General features: G+C 48.8%; 17 protein-coding genes and 1 pseudogene. 8 read left to right on the top strand and 10 right to left on the bottom strand.

The features are described 5' to 3' along the window. The first annotated feature begins 227 nt into the window (after positions 1-227). Positions 228-1148, top strand: coding sequence for a hypothetical protein (locus PQG83_RS02625; RefSeq protein ID WP_312746478.1), 921 nt, complete (start codon positions 228-230; stop codon positions 1146-1148). A gap of 120 nt (positions 1149-1268) precedes the next feature. On the opposite strand, the gene PQG83_RS02620 is transcribed toward PQG83_RS02625, so the two are convergent. From PQG83_RS02620 to PQG83_RS02600, 5 genes are all read right to left on the bottom strand, one after another. Next, positions 1269-1658 (bottom strand): response regulator, encoded by a 390-nt coding sequence (locus PQG83_RS02620; RefSeq protein WP_312746475.1) that lies wholly within the window; start codon positions 1656-1658, stop codon positions 1269-1271. A gap of 138 nt (positions 1659-1796) precedes the next feature. Beyond that, on the bottom strand, positions 1797-2213 hold the full coding sequence (locus PQG83_RS02615; RefSeq protein WP_312746472.1) for a hypothetical protein: 417 nt from the start codon (positions 2211-2213) through the stop codon (positions 1797-1799). A gap of 599 nt (positions 2214-2812) precedes the next feature. Further along, complete coding sequence (locus PQG83_RS02610; protein WP_312746469.1) at positions 2813-3568, bottom strand: BON domain-containing protein; 756 nt, start codon at positions 3566-3568, stop codon at positions 2813-2815. 213 nt (positions 3569-3781) lie between these two features. After that, positions 3782-4075 carry a hypothetical protein gene (locus PQG83_RS02605; protein WP_312746467.1) on the bottom strand — a complete coding sequence of 98 codons (294 nt, stop codon included), beginning with the start codon at positions 4073-4075 and terminating at the stop codon, positions 3782-3784. Positions 4076-4186: 111 nt separating this feature from the next. Further along, a complete protein-coding gene (locus PQG83_RS02600) occupies positions 4187-4366 on the bottom strand; it encodes a DUF1328 domain-containing protein (RefSeq protein WP_312746465.1) in 180 nt (59 codons plus the stop codon). Positions 4367-5002: 636 nt separating this feature from the next. Between PQG83_RS02600 and PQG83_RS02595 the strand changes: the two genes are divergently transcribed. The 4 genes from PQG83_RS02595 (at position 5003) to PQG83_RS02580 (ending at position 7625) form a co-directional block, all read left to right on the top strand. After that, positions 5003-6163, top strand: a complete 1161-nt coding sequence (locus PQG83_RS02595) for an AI-2E family transporter (protein ID WP_312746462.1) — start codon at positions 5003-5005, stop codon at positions 6161-6163. A gap of 37 nt (positions 6164-6200) precedes the next feature. Further along, positions 6201-6431 carry a mechanosensitive ion channel family protein gene (locus tag PQG83_RS02590; RefSeq protein ID WP_312746460.1) on the top strand — a complete coding sequence of 77 codons (231 nt, stop codon included), beginning with the start codon at positions 6201-6203 and terminating at the stop codon, positions 6429-6431. 8 nt (positions 6432-6439) lie between these two features. Then, positions 6440-7090 (top strand): mechanosensitive ion channel family protein, encoded by a 651-nt coding sequence (locus PQG83_RS02585; protein WP_312746458.1) that lies wholly within the window; start codon positions 6440-6442, stop codon positions 7088-7090. A gap of 67 nt (positions 7091-7157) precedes the next feature. Then, positions 7158-7625: an MgtC/SapB family protein gene (locus tag PQG83_RS02580; protein ID WP_312746456.1), complete on the top strand. Its 468-nt coding sequence runs from the start codon at positions 7158-7160 to the stop codon at positions 7623-7625. Here the strand turns inward: PQG83_RS02580 and PQG83_RS02575 are convergent. The 3 genes from PQG83_RS02575 to PQG83_RS02565 all read right to left on the bottom strand — a co-directional run bounded on the left by PQG83_RS02575 (position 7622) and on the right by PQG83_RS02565 (position 10508). Beyond that, positions 7622-9073: a glucose-6-phosphate dehydrogenase gene (locus PQG83_RS02575; RefSeq protein WP_312746455.1), complete on the bottom strand. Its 1452-nt coding sequence runs from the start codon at positions 9071-9073 to the stop codon at positions 7622-7624. The genes PQG83_RS02580 and PQG83_RS02575 overlap by 4 nt on opposite strands. Positions 9074-9293: 220 nt before the next feature. Beyond that, positions 9294-9974: a PRC-barrel domain-containing protein gene (locus PQG83_RS02570; protein ID WP_312746453.1), complete on the bottom strand. Its 681-nt coding sequence runs from the start codon at positions 9972-9974 to the stop codon at positions 9294-9296. 198 nt (positions 9975-10172) lie between these two features. Next, positions 10173-10508, bottom strand: coding sequence for a hypothetical protein (locus tag PQG83_RS02565; protein ID WP_312746452.1), 336 nt, complete (start codon positions 10506-10508; stop codon positions 10173-10175). A 626-nt stretch (positions 10509-11134) separates the two neighbouring features. Between PQG83_RS02565 and PQG83_RS02560 the strand changes: the two genes are divergently transcribed. Both PQG83_RS02560 and PQG83_RS02555 read left to right on the top strand, forming a co-directional pair. After that, entirely contained in the window at positions 11135-11419 is a 285-nt protein-coding gene (locus PQG83_RS02560) for a response regulator (RefSeq protein ID WP_376753549.1), read from the top strand. Positions 11420-11775: 356 nt separating this feature from the next. Next, positions 11776-12582 carry a M48 family metallopeptidase gene (locus tag PQG83_RS02555; RefSeq protein ID WP_312746448.1) on the top strand — a complete coding sequence of 269 codons (807 nt, stop codon included), beginning with the start codon at positions 11776-11778 and terminating at the stop codon, positions 12580-12582. A 35-nt stretch (positions 12583-12617) separates the two neighbouring features. Here PQG83_RS02555 and PQG83_RS02550 read toward each other — a convergent pair whose 3' ends face one another. Continuing rightward, positions 12618-12968 carry a cupin domain-containing protein gene (locus PQG83_RS02550; RefSeq protein ID WP_312746445.1) on the bottom strand — a complete coding sequence of 117 codons (351 nt, stop codon included), beginning with the start codon at positions 12966-12968 and terminating at the stop codon, positions 12618-12620. A gap of 187 nt (positions 12969-13155) precedes the next feature. Here PQG83_RS02550 and hpnR point away from each other — a divergent pair. Continuing rightward, positions 13156-14660: pseudogene (gene hpnR, locus PQG83_RS20855) on the top strand (hopanoid C-3 methylase HpnR). A 130-nt stretch (positions 14661-14790) separates the two neighbouring features. Here the strand turns inward: hpnR and PQG83_RS02530 are convergent. Then, a complete protein-coding gene (locus tag PQG83_RS02530; protein ID WP_312746438.1) occupies positions 14791-15150 on the bottom strand; it encodes a PRC-barrel domain-containing protein in 360 nt (119 codons plus the stop codon). Positions 15151-15325: the final 175 nt, after the last annotated feature.

Below are 15325 nucleotides of genomic sequence, written 5' to 3'. Positions count from 1 at the left end.
CCTCTCTTTTAGAAGGCTGTCCTCTGCTTCCTACGATTTTTCCTTTGGAACTTCCACGTCCAGCCATGACTTCCCTAGGGTCGGTAGCGGCAGAATCAAGGGATTTTAACAGTACAGAAATGGGGGGCATCTCGATAAATTTGTACAACAATACAGCCTGATGACCCTATGAGGATTTTCCATTATTTTTTCATTCATTTTCATTCCCCCAAACAAGGAGGACGACCTTGAAGACGCTATCTCCATCAACCAACGGTGTCATTAACAATTCTGAAGAATTCAAACAGTTCATTCCGGCAAACTTTTCCTATTTTCTTGAACGGTCGTCGGGCCTGATCCGACGTATTCTGCAAGACATGGGGCAATGGGCCGACAATTCGGCACATGAAAAGTTATTGTTGCGTCTGTCGTTTGATCTGGTGGAACGGTTTATCGAATACTGTCCCTCCCAGCTCCCCTGTCGGCCTTCCTTGTTGTTGGATGGGTTCATATCAGATTTTTTTGGAAGGCCCCAGGAATCCAAAGCCTCGTCAACCTCCAATCCCGTGTTGTACCGGTTTCTGGATGGCCTGCTCAATCGAGCCGTTCTCAGCCGGGATGCCTTGATCTGTCTGTTCTATCACTTTTACGGCATGAAGCCGGTCGAGGTCGGATTCCTTCTTGGTCTGGAAGAAGGGCAGACCCAACGCATCTATAAAAACTTCGCACGATGGCGGCAAAAGGGATGGTTCCAGGCGGCAGAAGAAGTTGGATTAACCACCCAAGAGGTCCAATCGTTGGTTGAAAATCAAGCGTCCAACCCTGAATCATTTCATCTTCAGGTGAGGGAAAATCTGGAAACCTTATTGCCATTTTATCGAAAAAGCGATCCTCCCTACTATCCCTGCCTTGAGGATACGAAATGGCAGGAGATGTTCAGGGAGGGATATGGATTTGATTACCGGATGTGGCACTTACCCCTTTGCCTGTCCTGTATGAAGGTCATTACGGAAGTTGGCGACTCATTCCTCCTCAACCCCGACGTGACGCTGAATTTTCATGTTTCTCCTCATTCGTTGAGGGAGGAAGAAGTATTTTGGCCGGCACAAAAAAATTTCCATACAGAGAAAAAACGCCATACTTTCAATCGGAGCCTTCAGATGGCCTAACGTGTCTTCTCACAGTACGGAAAAGATTTGGCTCAAAACCGCAGTGGGGATTGTTCATCATGAGAGAACAGTGCTCCCCAAACAGGTTGAGTCACCGTCTCCTAGCCTGGCAGTGTATCCTTACCCCGCGTGAGGTGGGAAATGCGTTACCAACTCCCTACAGGCTTGAAGAAATAATGTGGGGTTGAGAGGTTTTTCGAAGGTATAGGACGCTCCCAGCAAATGAGCAAACCGTTTAACATTAAACTTTGGCGCTTGATCGGCTGAGAAAGTCGCAATGATTGGAGGATGGTGTTCTTTCGACGTGATTTCCGCTATTAACGAAAACCCGCTTTTTTGAGGGAGAAACAAGTCGACAACGATGAGATCCACAGACTGTTGTGTCGAGAGACTGATTCCATCAGAAAGATTTCCTGCAACCATTATCTCGACTCCGCACGATTCCCCGAGACGCACCCAGGACTCTTGGGAATCAGGATCGGGGTCAATAACGAGAAGAATACCCATCATAGTATGTTGAACCGCGCACCCTTGACCTTCGAATTATCCGGATAAGAAACCCGCATCGCTAGAACCCGATCCCCTCTTTTGTCTTCCCTTCGGTTGACGTCAAATCTTATGTGGTGAACACGAAAACGATGTCATCCCTCATGATGTCGTGATCCAATTCAGATTTCGTAACCGGAGAAATTGAGTGGACCGACGAATGTCGCCCCGTCTCATATGTGCGTTGGTTGACAGGAGATCGACTCCCGACCTCGAGGGCAGGATAGAGACATCCCACATGGCGAAGAGAGGTCTTTCAGCCTCGTCACCCCGAACCCCACCCCAGGGTTCCAATGAATAGATAAAGCGCCTCCCGGGAGTACCCCTGGAAATAGATTCCTCCTGACGGTTCATCTGCAGCCCATGATCTTGAATGGAAGATGTCGGCAAGCCCACGGCAGGAGGGGTGATGTGAGAAGCATACAGAAGAGCTGTCACCAATACCCCCATTGCCACATTAATACAAACCAGTGTGCCACGCCCTTCTCCATATTCAGCCTGTTGTATAATCCCTGACATCGGCGTTATCCCCACATTTTTCATTGTCCCGAAGAATCTCCGAAATCTTTTTGATCAGATTCAGCTTTACCATATAACGACACATGAACAAATGGACATTTGGCTTTAGTTTTTATAAAGCTTGTCAGGCAAAAGTCCGCCATGATATCTGAGGTGACCCGCGACTCAGGTTCAATGGAAAAATAAGCGGAGCCAGGGTGCGGCATAATAGAAACGGGCCCGGACATTCCTGAAACTGAAATACCCGGGCCCGTCATATCGTACAGACAATATATTAAATTGGTGTACTCAGAATACTTGGTTATTCACATCAACCTATCCCGAAATTAAATCCGGACAATGGATTATTAAAAAGCGATGACTCCGAACAACCATAATATCAGCACGAGACTAAACGGAACTCCTAAAATCCACAATAAAATCGGCATAACTTCCTCCTTTCTGTTGGGCTATAGCGTGACGGATGTGTAACTATTCCCCATGAATTTCTCCGTCGGTTGGATCACTGGTATTCCTACATCATTAAGCATTTGGATGCCTGTGAAGGAACATGTCAATCTGCCCATTCCCAACTCAATGGTAGCACCCGGGTTACTGAGTTAGTTGCCAATCCTTAGTTGATTATTGACACGACGGGCTCCGGCTTCATAGGCATTTTCGACTGCAGCCGCCATTTGCGACCTGTCCTTAACAGTTCCTTGCAACGTTACCACTCCTCGCCGGGCATTCACCCGAATCGGATCCTCATCCACAAATGGACTCCATGACAATTCTTCTCTCACAGCCCTGGCCAAACTCCTATCACTCATTTCTCCCCACGGTCGCTCATCATATCGAAATACTTGCATTTCGTTTCGCACTTTTCGCGCGCCGCCATCATAAGCGGCCTCCTCCGCTTCCATCATGGCTTCCCGATTCAAAACCATGCCCGACAGCGTCGCGACGCCATTTTCTACGCTGACATGAACCCTTTCGGTGCCCTCGCCCAGCTCGGACATGATGTCTCGCCGAATGGTTTGGTCGGCACGCCTGTCATTCGGGTTCCGTGTATTCCGTGAGGAAGCGGTGGACCGGTATCCGTCCTGAGTCACATACCCCTCAGGCCGAGACCTGTGGTGTTTGTCCTGTTCTTCCATCGTATCCAGATCACCATATTGATCGGTATAAAACTGCCGATTGTCATGACGATCGCGGTCGCCATCATACGCACGGTAATCCGACCATCCGCGTGTATCCACATCTGATCGGTCTCGGTAATCATACGATGATCCTGCCTGAGCCATAACAGGCATGCCCAAGCACAACGCCATGGCGGCAGCTCCCATCTTCATTCGTTCTCCTGCTGTTGATTTCATCGTTCTCTCCTTTCTTCTAATAATGGCAAATTGAATTATGGGCAAATCCTACTTCAACGATAGCCGGAAACCCGGCAAATTGTGAATGGACAAGTTGGGGGGTCAATGTCCGGCCATCGTCTAATTCTTCCTCCCGAATCATTGGCTCTACTTAAACGACCTATCCAATGGATCAACACTCGTTACGGCAACTCCGCGTGAGCTTAAGCAATGTCATATTCCTTCCGGACGATTTTGATCCACCCGCAGGCGCAATCGCCACTGAAGAGGCGCATCGGGATCACGGGTATAGTGGCCGTCATCTTCTTCTACCTGCACCGCTTTTAACGGAATGGTAATTTGTTCCTTCATATGTGGGAAGGTTTCTTGAAAAAACAAATAGACCACGTTTTCGGTGCATCCGAACACTTCGGCGTTTAAACCCGTCACATCGTTAAAGTCCACCGTGACCCGTTCTGCAGGATTGACCCACGGCGCAATCAATTTGGCTTTTTCCTGATTTGTCATAACATCCTTTTTCTCCTATTATCATTTCTCATGTTCGCGCCTTTCTTTGCGACAGCATGTGAAACAACGCTGTTGATTGGTCATGCTCACCATTAATCATTGACAGTGACCTCACGTAATTTTTTTGGCCACAAACACTCCGATGAGAACCATAACCACGCACAGCACGAGAAAAATATAAAATAATACTTGGGCAATTCCGGCCGCTCCTTCCGCAATTCCGGAGAAACCAAATCCGCCCGCGATGAGCGCAATGACAAAGAAAATGGCGGCCCATTTTAATATCGTCATAGAGACCTCCTTTCACAAATTTGAAGAGGATCACAGATTGTTGAATCACATGTGTGTATTGAAGCCACACCGCCTCTGATTCGGGAATCATTCATGGGCCATTCAACAGGGAAGCCGCCGGCCGTGAGTCTCATACGGATAGGGTGATCAGAGGGATCCGGGGGGTCACCAATTGGGAGAGGCTCATCGTCGGGATCAGTTCCCGGCGATGGAGGCATAGGCGGATCATGAATCGGTTCCGGTTTTGGGTCCCGCTTGGGAGGACCAATGGGCGGAGATTTTCTTTCAGGTTCGGGCGGGGGGTTCACGGGGGGGCTCTTTTGGGGCCCCTGAAATGAGTGGTTGGCTGCTTCAGTAAGATTGACGGCCCATGTCCCGATCATCCTGTCCTCCGCCTGACACTTTGACAGTAACAAATGCTTCCTGGCCCCCTTTCCTTCCTGCCAAAGAGGGCATGCCATCAAATTTTGCTCATTCATTTTCTCCGATTATTCATCTTGTCTCCATAAGTTGTTTATTCAAATAGACAAGTTACGAAGGCCACAACGAGGTTTTATCCATGTAGCATCATCCTGAACTTTGATAGAGATGATGATGGGACATCATAATGAGAACATCCATAATGGAAACTCCTGTATGCCAGTACCATCTCCCTCTCCCACCACGATGAAATCTGCCCGCCATGTCCATCTCTGGGAAATTGTTGCGGTTCGTGAACTGTGTATCCTGGCGATAGGGATCTTTTTGGTTTGGTTGTGCTTTCAATTGCAGGCCATTTTAGTTCCGGTTTTCATAGGCCTGGGACTGGCCTATCTCACTGAACCTGCCTTGGATTATGTTGAGCAGAGATGGAAACTCCCTCGGTGGCTCGCCGTGACCTTCATGGCGATGATCATCTGCGCATTGGTGAGTGGGTTCTTCCTCTGGTTGGGTCCAAACCTTGTGGAACAATTGAGCCTTTTTATTGAAAAGGTTCCCACCTATCTTTCTCTTCTGGCCGACCGGCACGGCCTAGATGTGAAAGAGATAACACAAAATTTTAGGGAAATCTCAGGGAATATCCAGGAAAATCCGCTGTCTACACTTAAGACGTTTTTATCCGGAACGGGCCAGGTTTTTTATTTCACAAATCTTATTATCGGCACATTGGGTTCATTTTTATTCTCGTTCTCTTTAATCATCCTTTATTTTTTCTTTTTTGCCTGGAGTTTTCCTTCTATTCAACATACGGTATGGAGTGTCGTCGAATCTCAGGAGGACGACCGGTGGGCGAAATTACTGTCAAAAATGGATCGGGCCATTGGAGAATTCTTCAGAGGCCGGTTGTTGATTGCGTTAATGATGAGTGTGATGTTTGCCATCGGATGGTTTTGGGTAGGAATGCCGTATTGGATTCTCCTGGGACTCGGCGCAGGATTATTGAGTCTGGTCCCTTATGCCGCCACCTTGATGTGGCCTGTCGCCCTTCTTTTGAAATATTTAGATATGTCCATGGGATCCGGCTCAACCGACAATTATTGGATGCAACTCCTTGTCTGGCCCAGTGCCGTCTATCTGGGCGTTCAATTCCTTGAGGGGTGGGTGTTAACTCCTTGGATCCAAAGCCAGTCGACCGACCTCAGCGCTGCGACCATTCTGCTGGTGGTGCTGATCGGCGGGGCGCTTGGCGGCGTGTTGGGATTAATTCTTGCCATCCCTTTCGCGGCTTGTCTGAAAATTATGGCCAAGGAGCTGATTATTCCCCGGATTCAGCGAGGCCATATCACGGAAGTGCCCCATGAAATTTACACGCCCTAATACATCCGGCTCAATGTACTGTCTGTCATAATATTCTATGGAACCTCTTACCATCATCGTGAACAGTCTCCGTGATTTAGGACGCCAAGTTCTGGCGCATCTTCCTCATGTCATCTCGGCCGTGGTGATTCTTGTGGCGGCCTGGGGGATGACCAGAATTCTGGAGAGGGTTTTAAGCCGGATTTTTTCCCGGTTAGGCATTCGGGAATCCCTTTCGGAACTGCTGAGAAAACTTGTCTATATCGGCATTTGGATCGTCGGAGTGTGATCGCAGCCATGATTATTTTCCCCAGCTTGACTCCGGGAAAAATTCTCACGGGATTGGGGTTGGGATCTATCGCCATCGGATTTGCCTTCAAAGATATATTCGAAATTTTCCTTGCCGGCATCTTAATCCTGCTTCGCGAACCGTTCCAATTGGGAGATGTTATTGAATGCGAGGAGCTGGAGGGATTTGTAGAGGAGATTACCATTCGAGATACCCACATCCGTCAGACGGACGGCCAACGGGTTGTCCTGCCAAATAGCATGCTGTTTAAAAATCCGGTCACAGTGCGAACGGATCGGGACTTGCGACGCGTCACCATTATCTGCGGTATCGCCTATGGAGAGGATGTCGACCGCGCGCGACAGGTCATACAAGAGGCACTCGACGGCCTTGAATCAGTTAACCGGGATAAGGCCGTTCAAATCTTTGCTCAGGGGTTTGGGAGCAGTAGCATTGATTTTGAAGTGACCTGGTGGACGGGTTCCCTGCCCTTAGACATCCGGAAATCAAAGGACAAAGTCGTCGCGGCCGTCAAACGGGCGTTAGATCAGGCCGGAATTGAAATTCCGTTCCCCTATCGCACGTTGACCTTTAAGGAACCGTTGCAAACCCTGATGACCAGACAGCAAACGAATCGGAGTGATTCTGATGACACGTGACTGTCTCATTCATGTCTTTTTCACCATCCTACCTGTTCAACAGAGCATATAAGGGGGAAGACTCACGATGGATGTGGTGTCTGAATTGGAGTGGTATCAAATATGGTCCCATTTTTATCATCTGGTCATTGCGTTTCTATTAGCCGTTCCTCTCGGATGGGATCGCGAACAAGAATCGCGCGGTGCAGGGCTGCGCACATTCCCCCTGGTTGCGCTTGGGTCATGCGCCTATATGTTGACCGGAATCCATGTGTTGACGTCCACCGATGCCGAAGGACGTGTCATCTATGGCATCTTAACCGGAATCGGTTTTATTGGCGGTGGCGCCATTCTCAAAGACAAAGGGAATGTGGCCGGAACCGCAACCGCGGCAAGTATTTGGAATACCGGAGCCATCGGAATGGCCGTGGCCTGGGATCGCTACGAAATTGCCATGGTGTTAAGCGCGTTGAATTTTTTGACGTTTCGGTTCATGCCGTTGGTGAAAAAACGTGTCACGACCACCCCATCAAAACCCGATCACATGGAATCCTAATGATAGGATGGGAATGGCTCGCCTCCAGGAGTGTCCGCTGTTGTCGGGAATTGGGCGGACTCTGTCACTCCTTCGGTATCCTCCAAGGATGGACCGTTGGACCCGGCCGGGTACACCTGTAAGGGAACCACGTTTTCTGCCCAGGCATCGGCAATGGGTTGAATAATTTGCCACATCTCTTCGACCTCATCATCCCGCACAAACAGTCGTGATTGGCCGGACATGGCCTCGAGAAACAACCGTTCATAGGGAGAAAGACGTTCAGGAGAAATGGGATCGTCCACCCTCATCGGTGCAGGTGTGACCCCACCGGCTTCCTGGATAGTAAATATCCCAAGATTGACTTCTTCACTCGCGAGATTCAATCGCAGGATGTTACCGCCTTCTTCTGAAAGGAGCGATTCCGTATTTTTCTGCCCAGGTTTGAAATGCACTCGAATTTCTTTTCGATCCCGACTTAACGCTTTCCCGGAACGTAACACAAAAGGCACGCCTTGCCAGCGTTCATTGTCGACCCAGAGGATCACCTGAGCAAACGTTTCAGTGTTTCGTCCGGGAACCACCCCCTTGCTTTTTGCATAGCCGGGAACCCGCACACCACCGATCTCCCCTGACCGGTAACGAGCTCGTACGGTCTGCGCTCGAATCTCAGCCCTTGACGGTTTTCTCACTGATTGAAACAATTCCACTCTTTTGTCTCGAAAATCAGGAGACCACATGGTCTCCAAGGGCTCATGAGCCAGGACGGCCAACAACTGAAGGAGGTGATTTTGAATCATATCCTTCAGGGCTCCGGCACGATCGTAGAAGTCCGCACGCCCTTCCACGGTCAAGGTCTCATCCCATATCACCTCAATCTTGTTAATGGAATGCCGGTTCCAGATAGGCGTAAAGACCGGATTGGCGAATCGGAGACCAAAAATGGTGCACACGATCGGCATTCCTAAAAAGTGGTCAATACGAAATATACTCTCTTCAGGAAATTTTTGATGGACAATCCGGTTCAAATTCTGGGATTGGGCATAGCTTAACCCGAACGGTTTTTCGATAATGAGACGGGTCCCTGGTGGTAAGTTAACCTGTCGGAGGGACTCCAAAACGGGAGGAAACATCTGGGGAGGTAGCCCTAAATATAACAGCGTCGATCCTGCCTGTTTATTAAAGATCGACTGAATTTGTCGAGTGTCACCAAGATCTTCTACCCGTACATACTCCAACGATTCCAGAAATCCTTCCCGGGATCGTGAAGGGGGTGGCGTGTGATGGTTGGCGAGAAATTCGGACACATGTTCTTGAAACTGAGGCGTATGCCAATCTCGCCGTCCAACGCCGGTGATTTTATACTCTGTGGGAAGACCCCGGTTGGCGAACACTTGAGCCAAGGCAGGAAAAACATACCGTTTCGAGACGTCGCCTGTCGCTCCAAAAATGACCAGATGCTCATACATACGGTCTTTGTGAACCTCACTTCGAGAAAACAATCGGAGCGACAAACCTCGTTGTCACATTACACGTAAGAGCATGTAAGAGAGCGTCGGGAGGAAAATACGTGAACCTGATGATAGGCCTGTTTCTCCGAAAGAATTACCATGGCTGGCCCTTTTTACCAGGATGTCCTCCCTCCCCTAACATCACACCAAAATTTTGGCATGCAGGTTACTCTTAGTTCTACCAGTATTGTGGTTTACCGTAATGTTTATACAGATTTATTTCGTACACCCGTTCGATTGGGGCGGCTGGATCATATTCCGGAGATTTTTCAATCTGGTCCTGATTGAGGTCCACGACCATCATTCTCTCTGCCCAGTTAATGGATTTATTCCACATGGGACTGATCAACACTTTTCTGCCGGCGAGCCATTTGGAGGTATCCACGACCAAATAGCGCACGGTCCAATTGGCATCGTCAATGAGGAAATTAATAATCTTCCCGATTTCACCATCCGTCGCCTGGAGGGAAAAATCCTTGAGCCCGTTCGCGCTGGTTAATGTGCCGGGGAACACCGCAAGTTCCCTCTCGTCAATTGGAAAATAGGTATTCCATTGATAATAATTGCAGATTTCCCGTTCCTTCTCCCGGGAGAATGGTTTTTCTATTTCAAACTCCGGCGCGCCCTCAACTTGCGCTTTACTGACTAAGGCCCGGAACGACCCAACATCTTCATGGGGGTGCATAAAACTCTGGGTAGAAATCAACACATGCCGGCCTTGCAACCAGTTTCCGGTGTCAGCAGCCAGATAATGGATTTTCCATGTCTGATCATTGGCATAGAAGTCTGCCACGGTACCGATAATTCCATCCGTACCCTGGAGCACGCAGTTTTTAATTTTATTAAGATCTCGTAACATGTCGTTTCCTCTTCTTATGTAAGTCCGTAACCGTCAACCCAGTCCGGACGACCATTGACACCAACTATGCGGACATCGAACCTGATTCACGAATGAGACATCAAGAATGTTGTGAACTGAGCAATTGGCCGTCAATGGGGTTTACCGGATTGACGGCCAATTCATGACATGCGACACGCTACCAAGCTACTCAGGACATCAGTGACTTTTTTGTGATGAACTCTGACTGGATATTGGAGATTGCTGATCCTTGTTCTTCAAATCTTTGGCGGCCTGTGCAGCCTTTCCTTCCTTATTCGACATATTGGGATTCTTAGGATCCACATCCTCCATTTCCGTTAATTGATCCGCTCGGCTCCCCGGACCACTTCCGCTGTCGAGTGAAGGCTCAGCGGACGGGGTGCTACGTTGAATGTTCTCAGGGACATTCTCCTCAGCGGAACCGGCCTTCATTCCCTGGCCGGCCATTCCCATGGATGTCATGCCCAGCATGAACGCGGTTGCCGTCAACACTGTTAAAAATCTTGTCATCATACACCTCCTGAAATAGTGAATGTAATTTTCAATTGAAAAACTGTTGAGTGTCCAACATTAAAGCTGAATCCTTCATGCCAGATTCTCAATTGCCGTCTTCCCCTATATCATTAGCATGAACGCGCAAACGGACCAATGGACAAATCGGCAATTAGAAAAAACCAAATGTATAAGGTTTGTCCCAGGCGACAACTCAGGTTGTCACCTCAGAATCTTCTTGTCCGGGTTTTTTCACTGTTTACCAACGGACTGCAACAGCCCCACGAGTGGCAGTTCCATCTGTCCAATGGGATAAGGAGAAAAACATGTCGTGTACAACCGTCAACCATTTCACATGAAATAGGATAATGATGAAAGAGACAGTAAACCTCTTTCGTGAAGCAGTGAGGCTAGAACCGAAGAAGGAAGGCGTCAGCCGGGATAGTTACCCCCCTGGACTGACTGAGAAGATAATGAAATCAACAGCATTGACTCATGCAGGTCATCGTCACATTTTCCCGGGCCTATGACTGAAACCTTTGGTCCACCCACATATCTCAAAGGGTACGTAAGATGAGAATTTTAATCGTGGAGGACCATCCGGACCATGGGAAATTCTAACAACCAGATTATACTCGTGAGGATATGTGTGGCAGGGGGTGGCTGGTGGTCGCGAAGGTCTTAGCGTATTACGCTCCTCACGGTTTGATCTTGTGATTTGTGATTATCGTATGCCGGAAATGAATGGCTTTCGATTCATCCACACCTTAGGAACGACCTACGATATCTCAACTATTTTCATCATTTTCACAACGACGCATTCTGCTCGGACTGTGATTGACCATGCGTTCTCCCTCGGAGCGACCACCACTCAGGTAGAGCCCTATTCCTTGGAAACTCTGCAAACAGTCCTTGTTTTAATCAGGCGCTGAAGCGGCATCTACAGTCCGGCTTACCCTGGCTATACCTCATCGACACCGCCTCGCTTTACATGAACTGGAATATTTTCGTCCTTGTTGGTTTTTTCTTTTCTCCTCAATCAATCCCACCCTGGCTTTTTTTGCGAACCCGGCATCTCAGAAAGTATTTATTATTGGCCCGATAGACATTTTGTCCACCTTCAAAGAGTCACTTGTCTTTTGCATTCCACCATCCGGTTCCCTCATGATTTTCACTGGTTCATTTGATTTGATTTCTTAGCCATTAACGTGAGAGTACATTTATGCACAAACAAATCGTTTTTCCGCGTCTTCACCTTGGTAAACATTTTTGTTCTTTGATTATATTCATGAGCATGGCGATAGGGTGCGAAACCGTTCCGTATACCGATCGGTCCCAACTTGTTGTGGTACCGCAATCTCAGGCCACAGAAATGGGCGAACAGGCTTTTCAGCAAATTCTTTCCGATCCTAAAGTCCAACAATCTCAATCCCCTGAGGAACAAGAAGCCGTAAATCGTGTGGCGGAAAGAATCATCCAAGCGGCAAAAGAATCCAAATTTGCGGAAGACGCCAAAGCCTTTAAGTGGGAAGTCACTGTGATCAAAGATGACCAGACCAAAAATGCGTTTGCTTTGCCGGGCGGGAAGATTGCCGTGTATACCGGAATCTTCCCCGTTGCCAAAACCGATGCCGGACTGGCGGCCATTCTGGGACACGAGGTCGTCCATGCCCTTGCCCGCCACGGTTCGGAGCGTATGAGTCAGGAGGTGCTTGCTCAAGCCGGACTATCCGCTGCCGCCGTGGGGCTTGGGGTAAGTGGTGCGGGCCCTGTTGTGGGGCAGGCCACGATGGCTGCCTTAGGCTTGGGAACAAAAGTCGGCATCCTCCTCCCCTACAGTCGCACGCATGAATCCGAAGCCGACTCTATTGGGCTGATTCTGGCAGCCCGGGCTGGCTATGATCCTCAGGAAGCGGTTCGGGTGTGGCAACGCATGCAACAAGGAAGCGAGGGAGCCCCCTCCGAATTTCTTTCCACCCATCCAAGCCATGAGACGAGAATTACACGTCTTCAAGAAGAAATGCCTGAGGCCTTACAAATCTTCCGGAAGGTGGAACATGCGCCAGAACATGAGCTTCCGGCTGTCAATCCATAATGAATCATTTCACTGTGGCAGAAACAGCCGGCACATCAAGAGGGGGGGACTTCATCGCGACCATGGACATGCGCTGGGGGGTGGGTCGCTTCAACCGCGGTGAATGTTTCAAGAATGGTATAGCTGTGACTTGCGCCTTTGGGAACCACCCAACAATCTCCCGCATTCAGCAAAATGGTTTGACCTTCCAACTGCAGCTCAGCTCGACCGTGGATGACATATCCGATGGTTTCATATTCCCTGGATGAAGATTCCTGTGTCTGTCCAATAGGCAATTGTTCCCATAATCGCATGGCTATTCCCACGCCCGTGGCTAAGTAAGTCTGTCCCATGGAACCCTTAGGAGAATGATCTGATTGGACTTTTTTAATACTCGTATCGACCATGAATACCTGCGCCTCCTGTCTGTAGGTGGTTGTCTGAATACACCATACCTGATTGCACCAATGGCATATACTCTGAAAAACCCTGGGTGACCTTTCGCCATCTACAGAAGAATCGAAAGCGCGGTCTTTTAGTACATGTAAAAGGAGGTTCGTTTTAAAAATTCTCGCCGTTCATCCCGGTCCGTTGATGTATACCAAAATTTTTTTGCGTTTGGAGCCCTTGGGCTTGGAACTGGTCGCGGGAGCAGCCAGACAGGCTGGTCATGACGTGCGACTTATAGATTTGCAGGTGGAAATACACCGGGATATTTCAGAATATTGAAGAAATGGTGCCCCGATGTGGTCGCGCTCTCCTGTAATTATTTATCGAATGTTCCCGAGATCATCGATCTCGCAAAAATGACCAAGGCCTCGTTTACAAATATTTTTATCGTGGCCGGAGGACACAGCCTTTCTTTTGTCGCCAGGGAGGTTCTGGAGCATGCAGAGGGCGCCATCGATGCCATTGTCAAAGGGGAAGGCGAACGGGTCATCGGGCCTCTTCTCAACGCAATCCAACATGACCGCTCAAATGTACACCGGCTTCCCGGTGTGGTCACACCAGAAGCTGAGGGACCGCCTCCTGAATTCGTCAAGTCTCTGGATGAGGTGAGGCCGGCCAGGCATTTACTTCGTCACCGGAGCAAATATTTTCTTGGGGTACTGGATCCTTGCGCATCCATTGAAGTAACTCGCGGGTGTCCCTGGGATTGTTCATTTTGTAGTGCCTGGACATTTTATGGACGAAGTTATCGCCCTGTCAGTCCTGAGGTGGTCGTCGAAGATCATTCGTGAACCCGGAGTGTTTTTGGTAGATGATGTGGCCTTCATCCAGGCAGAGCATGGCATGGCCATTGGTGAGGCCATAGCACGCCGGGGTATTAAAAAGTCCTATTATCTCGAAACCCCTGGTGATGTCCTGTTGAGAAATAAAGAAGTCTTCCGCCTGTGGAAAACGCTGGGAATGAAATATATGTTTATCGGGCTGGAGGCCATAGATCAGAAAGGTTTGATCCAACATCGAAAACGCCTCTCACTCGGCCAAAATTTTGAGGCACTGGAATTTGCCCCCTCTCTCTGGGCATCATCGTGGCCATTAACATCATTGCCGATCCCAGCTGGGATAAGGAACGATTTGAAACCGTGCGTCAATGGTGTTTGGAGGTCCCGGAGGTTGTCAACATTAGTGTCAACACGCCCTACCCCGGCACTGAAACGTGGCACAAGGAATCGCGGAGAGTGACGACGCGGGATTACCGGTTATACGACATCCAACATTCGGTGCTCCCCACCCTCTTGCCATTGCCGGAATTTTATCAAGAGCTGGTCAACACCCAACGAATTCTCATCCACAAACATTTTGGCTGGAGTGCGCTAAAAGGCACTATGGGGATTGCAGCCGGCCTCCTCCTCCGCGGGCAGACAAATTTTGTCAAAATGTTATGGAAATTTAATAGTGTCTATAATTCAAATTTGCAATTGTCTGACCATCAACGCCCTGTTCCCTATGAGCTGTCTATCCCTTCATCCAGCCATTCGTCAGCGGAACCTCACCTCTTATTTATCCACAAAGGAAAAGGCCGGGCTGGCCGGGCGTTAGATCACTCAACGGAAGAATTTGTGGAGTCGACCAGGAATGGGATCAGTCAGTAGAGATTTTTTCAGTGGGAAAGAGAGGCGTTTGAAAGAGGAGTGGAGTCCGCAGCAAGAACCCGCCGGGATGGCGAGTTCCTGCTGAGCAGCCTTCCATCACTGTGAACCTGGTTTCAGGGATTTCACGAGGTTAATCCCAATAGGGGTCATAACCATAATAGGCATGAATGCTTTTTCCCCAGGTCACATCAGCCATATCCGGCCAGTTATCTTTGTCAAAACCGGGAGCTTGTTCTAATTTCTCCTTTGCCACGTTTAAGACTAAGATTTCCTCTTCTTGAACGACCTGAAATGCCTCCCAGGGAATCGCAAACAGTTTATCTCCCATTCCTAAAAATCCCCCAAATGACAGCACCGCATAGGCAATGCGTCCTCCTGAGAGATCGATCATGAGATCTTTAATTTCTCCCAGGTCTTCTCTCGCGGAATTTTGGACGTTCGTTCCGACAATAGAACTTGATGAAAGAACCTGACGAATTTTGGTAGTCATAAAACCTCCTTCTTTGGAACAGGCAAGGATAATAAAAGAAACAATTCTGATTCGATATACCATGTCCTTCCCATCCGACCAAACTGGGATAAACCCTTGGAAAAAGAAATCCCAAACCAGGGTTTTCTCCAGTTGTACCGGTGCAAAAATCATTTATCCTGTGGAAAGTATTTAC

The organism is Candidatus Nitrospira neomarina, assembly GCF_032051675.1.
Lineage (GTDB): Bacteria > Nitrospirota > Nitrospiria > Nitrospirales > UBA8639 > Nitrospira_E > Nitrospira_E neomarina.
This window is presented reverse-complemented; position numbering and strand designations above follow the sequence as displayed.

Excerpts from the sequence above, each read along its gene's own strand:
- PQG83_RS02570 (WP_312746453.1), bottom strand. The coding sequence starts at position 9,974 with ATGTTACGAGATCTTAATAAAATTAAAAACTGCGTGCTCCAGGGTACG.
- PQG83_RS02550 (WP_312746445.1), bottom strand. The coding sequence starts at position 12,968 with ATGGTCGATACGAGTATTAAAAAAGTCCAATCAGATCATTCTCCTAAG.
- PQG83_RS02590 (WP_312746460.1), top strand. The coding sequence starts at position 6,201 with ATGGAACCTCTTACCATCATCGTGAACAGTCTCCGTGATTTAGGACGC.
- PQG83_RS02565 (WP_312746452.1), bottom strand. The coding sequence starts at position 10,508 with ATGATGACAAGATTTTTAACAGTGTTGACGGCAACCGCGTTCATGCTG.
- PQG83_RS02610 (WP_312746469.1), bottom strand. The coding sequence starts at position 3,568 with ATGAAATCAACAGCAGGAGAACGAATGAAGATGGGAGCTGCCGCCATG.
- PQG83_RS02605 (WP_312746467.1), bottom strand. The coding sequence starts at position 4,075 with ATGACAAATCAGGAAAAAGCCAAATTGATTGCGCCGTGGGTCAATCCT.
- PQG83_RS02600 (WP_312746465.1), bottom strand. The coding sequence starts at position 4,366 with ATGACGATATTAAAATGGGCCGCCATTTTCTTTGTCATTGCGCTCATC.
- PQG83_RS02595 (WP_312746462.1), top strand. The coding sequence starts at position 5,003 with ATGCCAGTACCATCTCCCTCTCCCACCACGATGAAATCTGCCCGCCAT.
- PQG83_RS02530 (WP_312746438.1), bottom strand. The coding sequence starts at position 15,150 with ATGACTACCAAAATTCGTCAGGTTCTTTCATCAAGTTCTATTGTCGGA.
- PQG83_RS02615 (WP_312746472.1), bottom strand. The coding sequence starts at position 2,213 with ATGTCAGGGATTATACAACAGGCTGAATATGGAGAAGGGCGTGGCACA.
- PQG83_RS02580 (WP_312746456.1), top strand. The coding sequence starts at position 7,158 with ATGGATGTGGTGTCTGAATTGGAGTGGTATCAAATATGGTCCCATTTT.
- PQG83_RS02620 (WP_312746475.1), bottom strand. The coding sequence starts at position 1,658 with ATGATGGGTATTCTTCTCGTTATTGACCCCGATCCTGATTCCCAAGAG.
- PQG83_RS02575 (WP_312746455.1), bottom strand. The coding sequence starts at position 9,073 with ATGTATGAGCATCTGGTCATTTTTGGAGCGACAGGCGACGTCTCGAAA.
- PQG83_RS02555 (WP_312746448.1), top strand. The coding sequence starts at position 11,776 with ATGAGCATGGCGATAGGGTGCGAAACCGTTCCGTATACCGATCGGTCC.
- PQG83_RS02585 (WP_312746458.1), top strand. The coding sequence starts at position 6,440 with ATGATTATTTTCCCCAGCTTGACTCCGGGAAAAATTCTCACGGGATTG.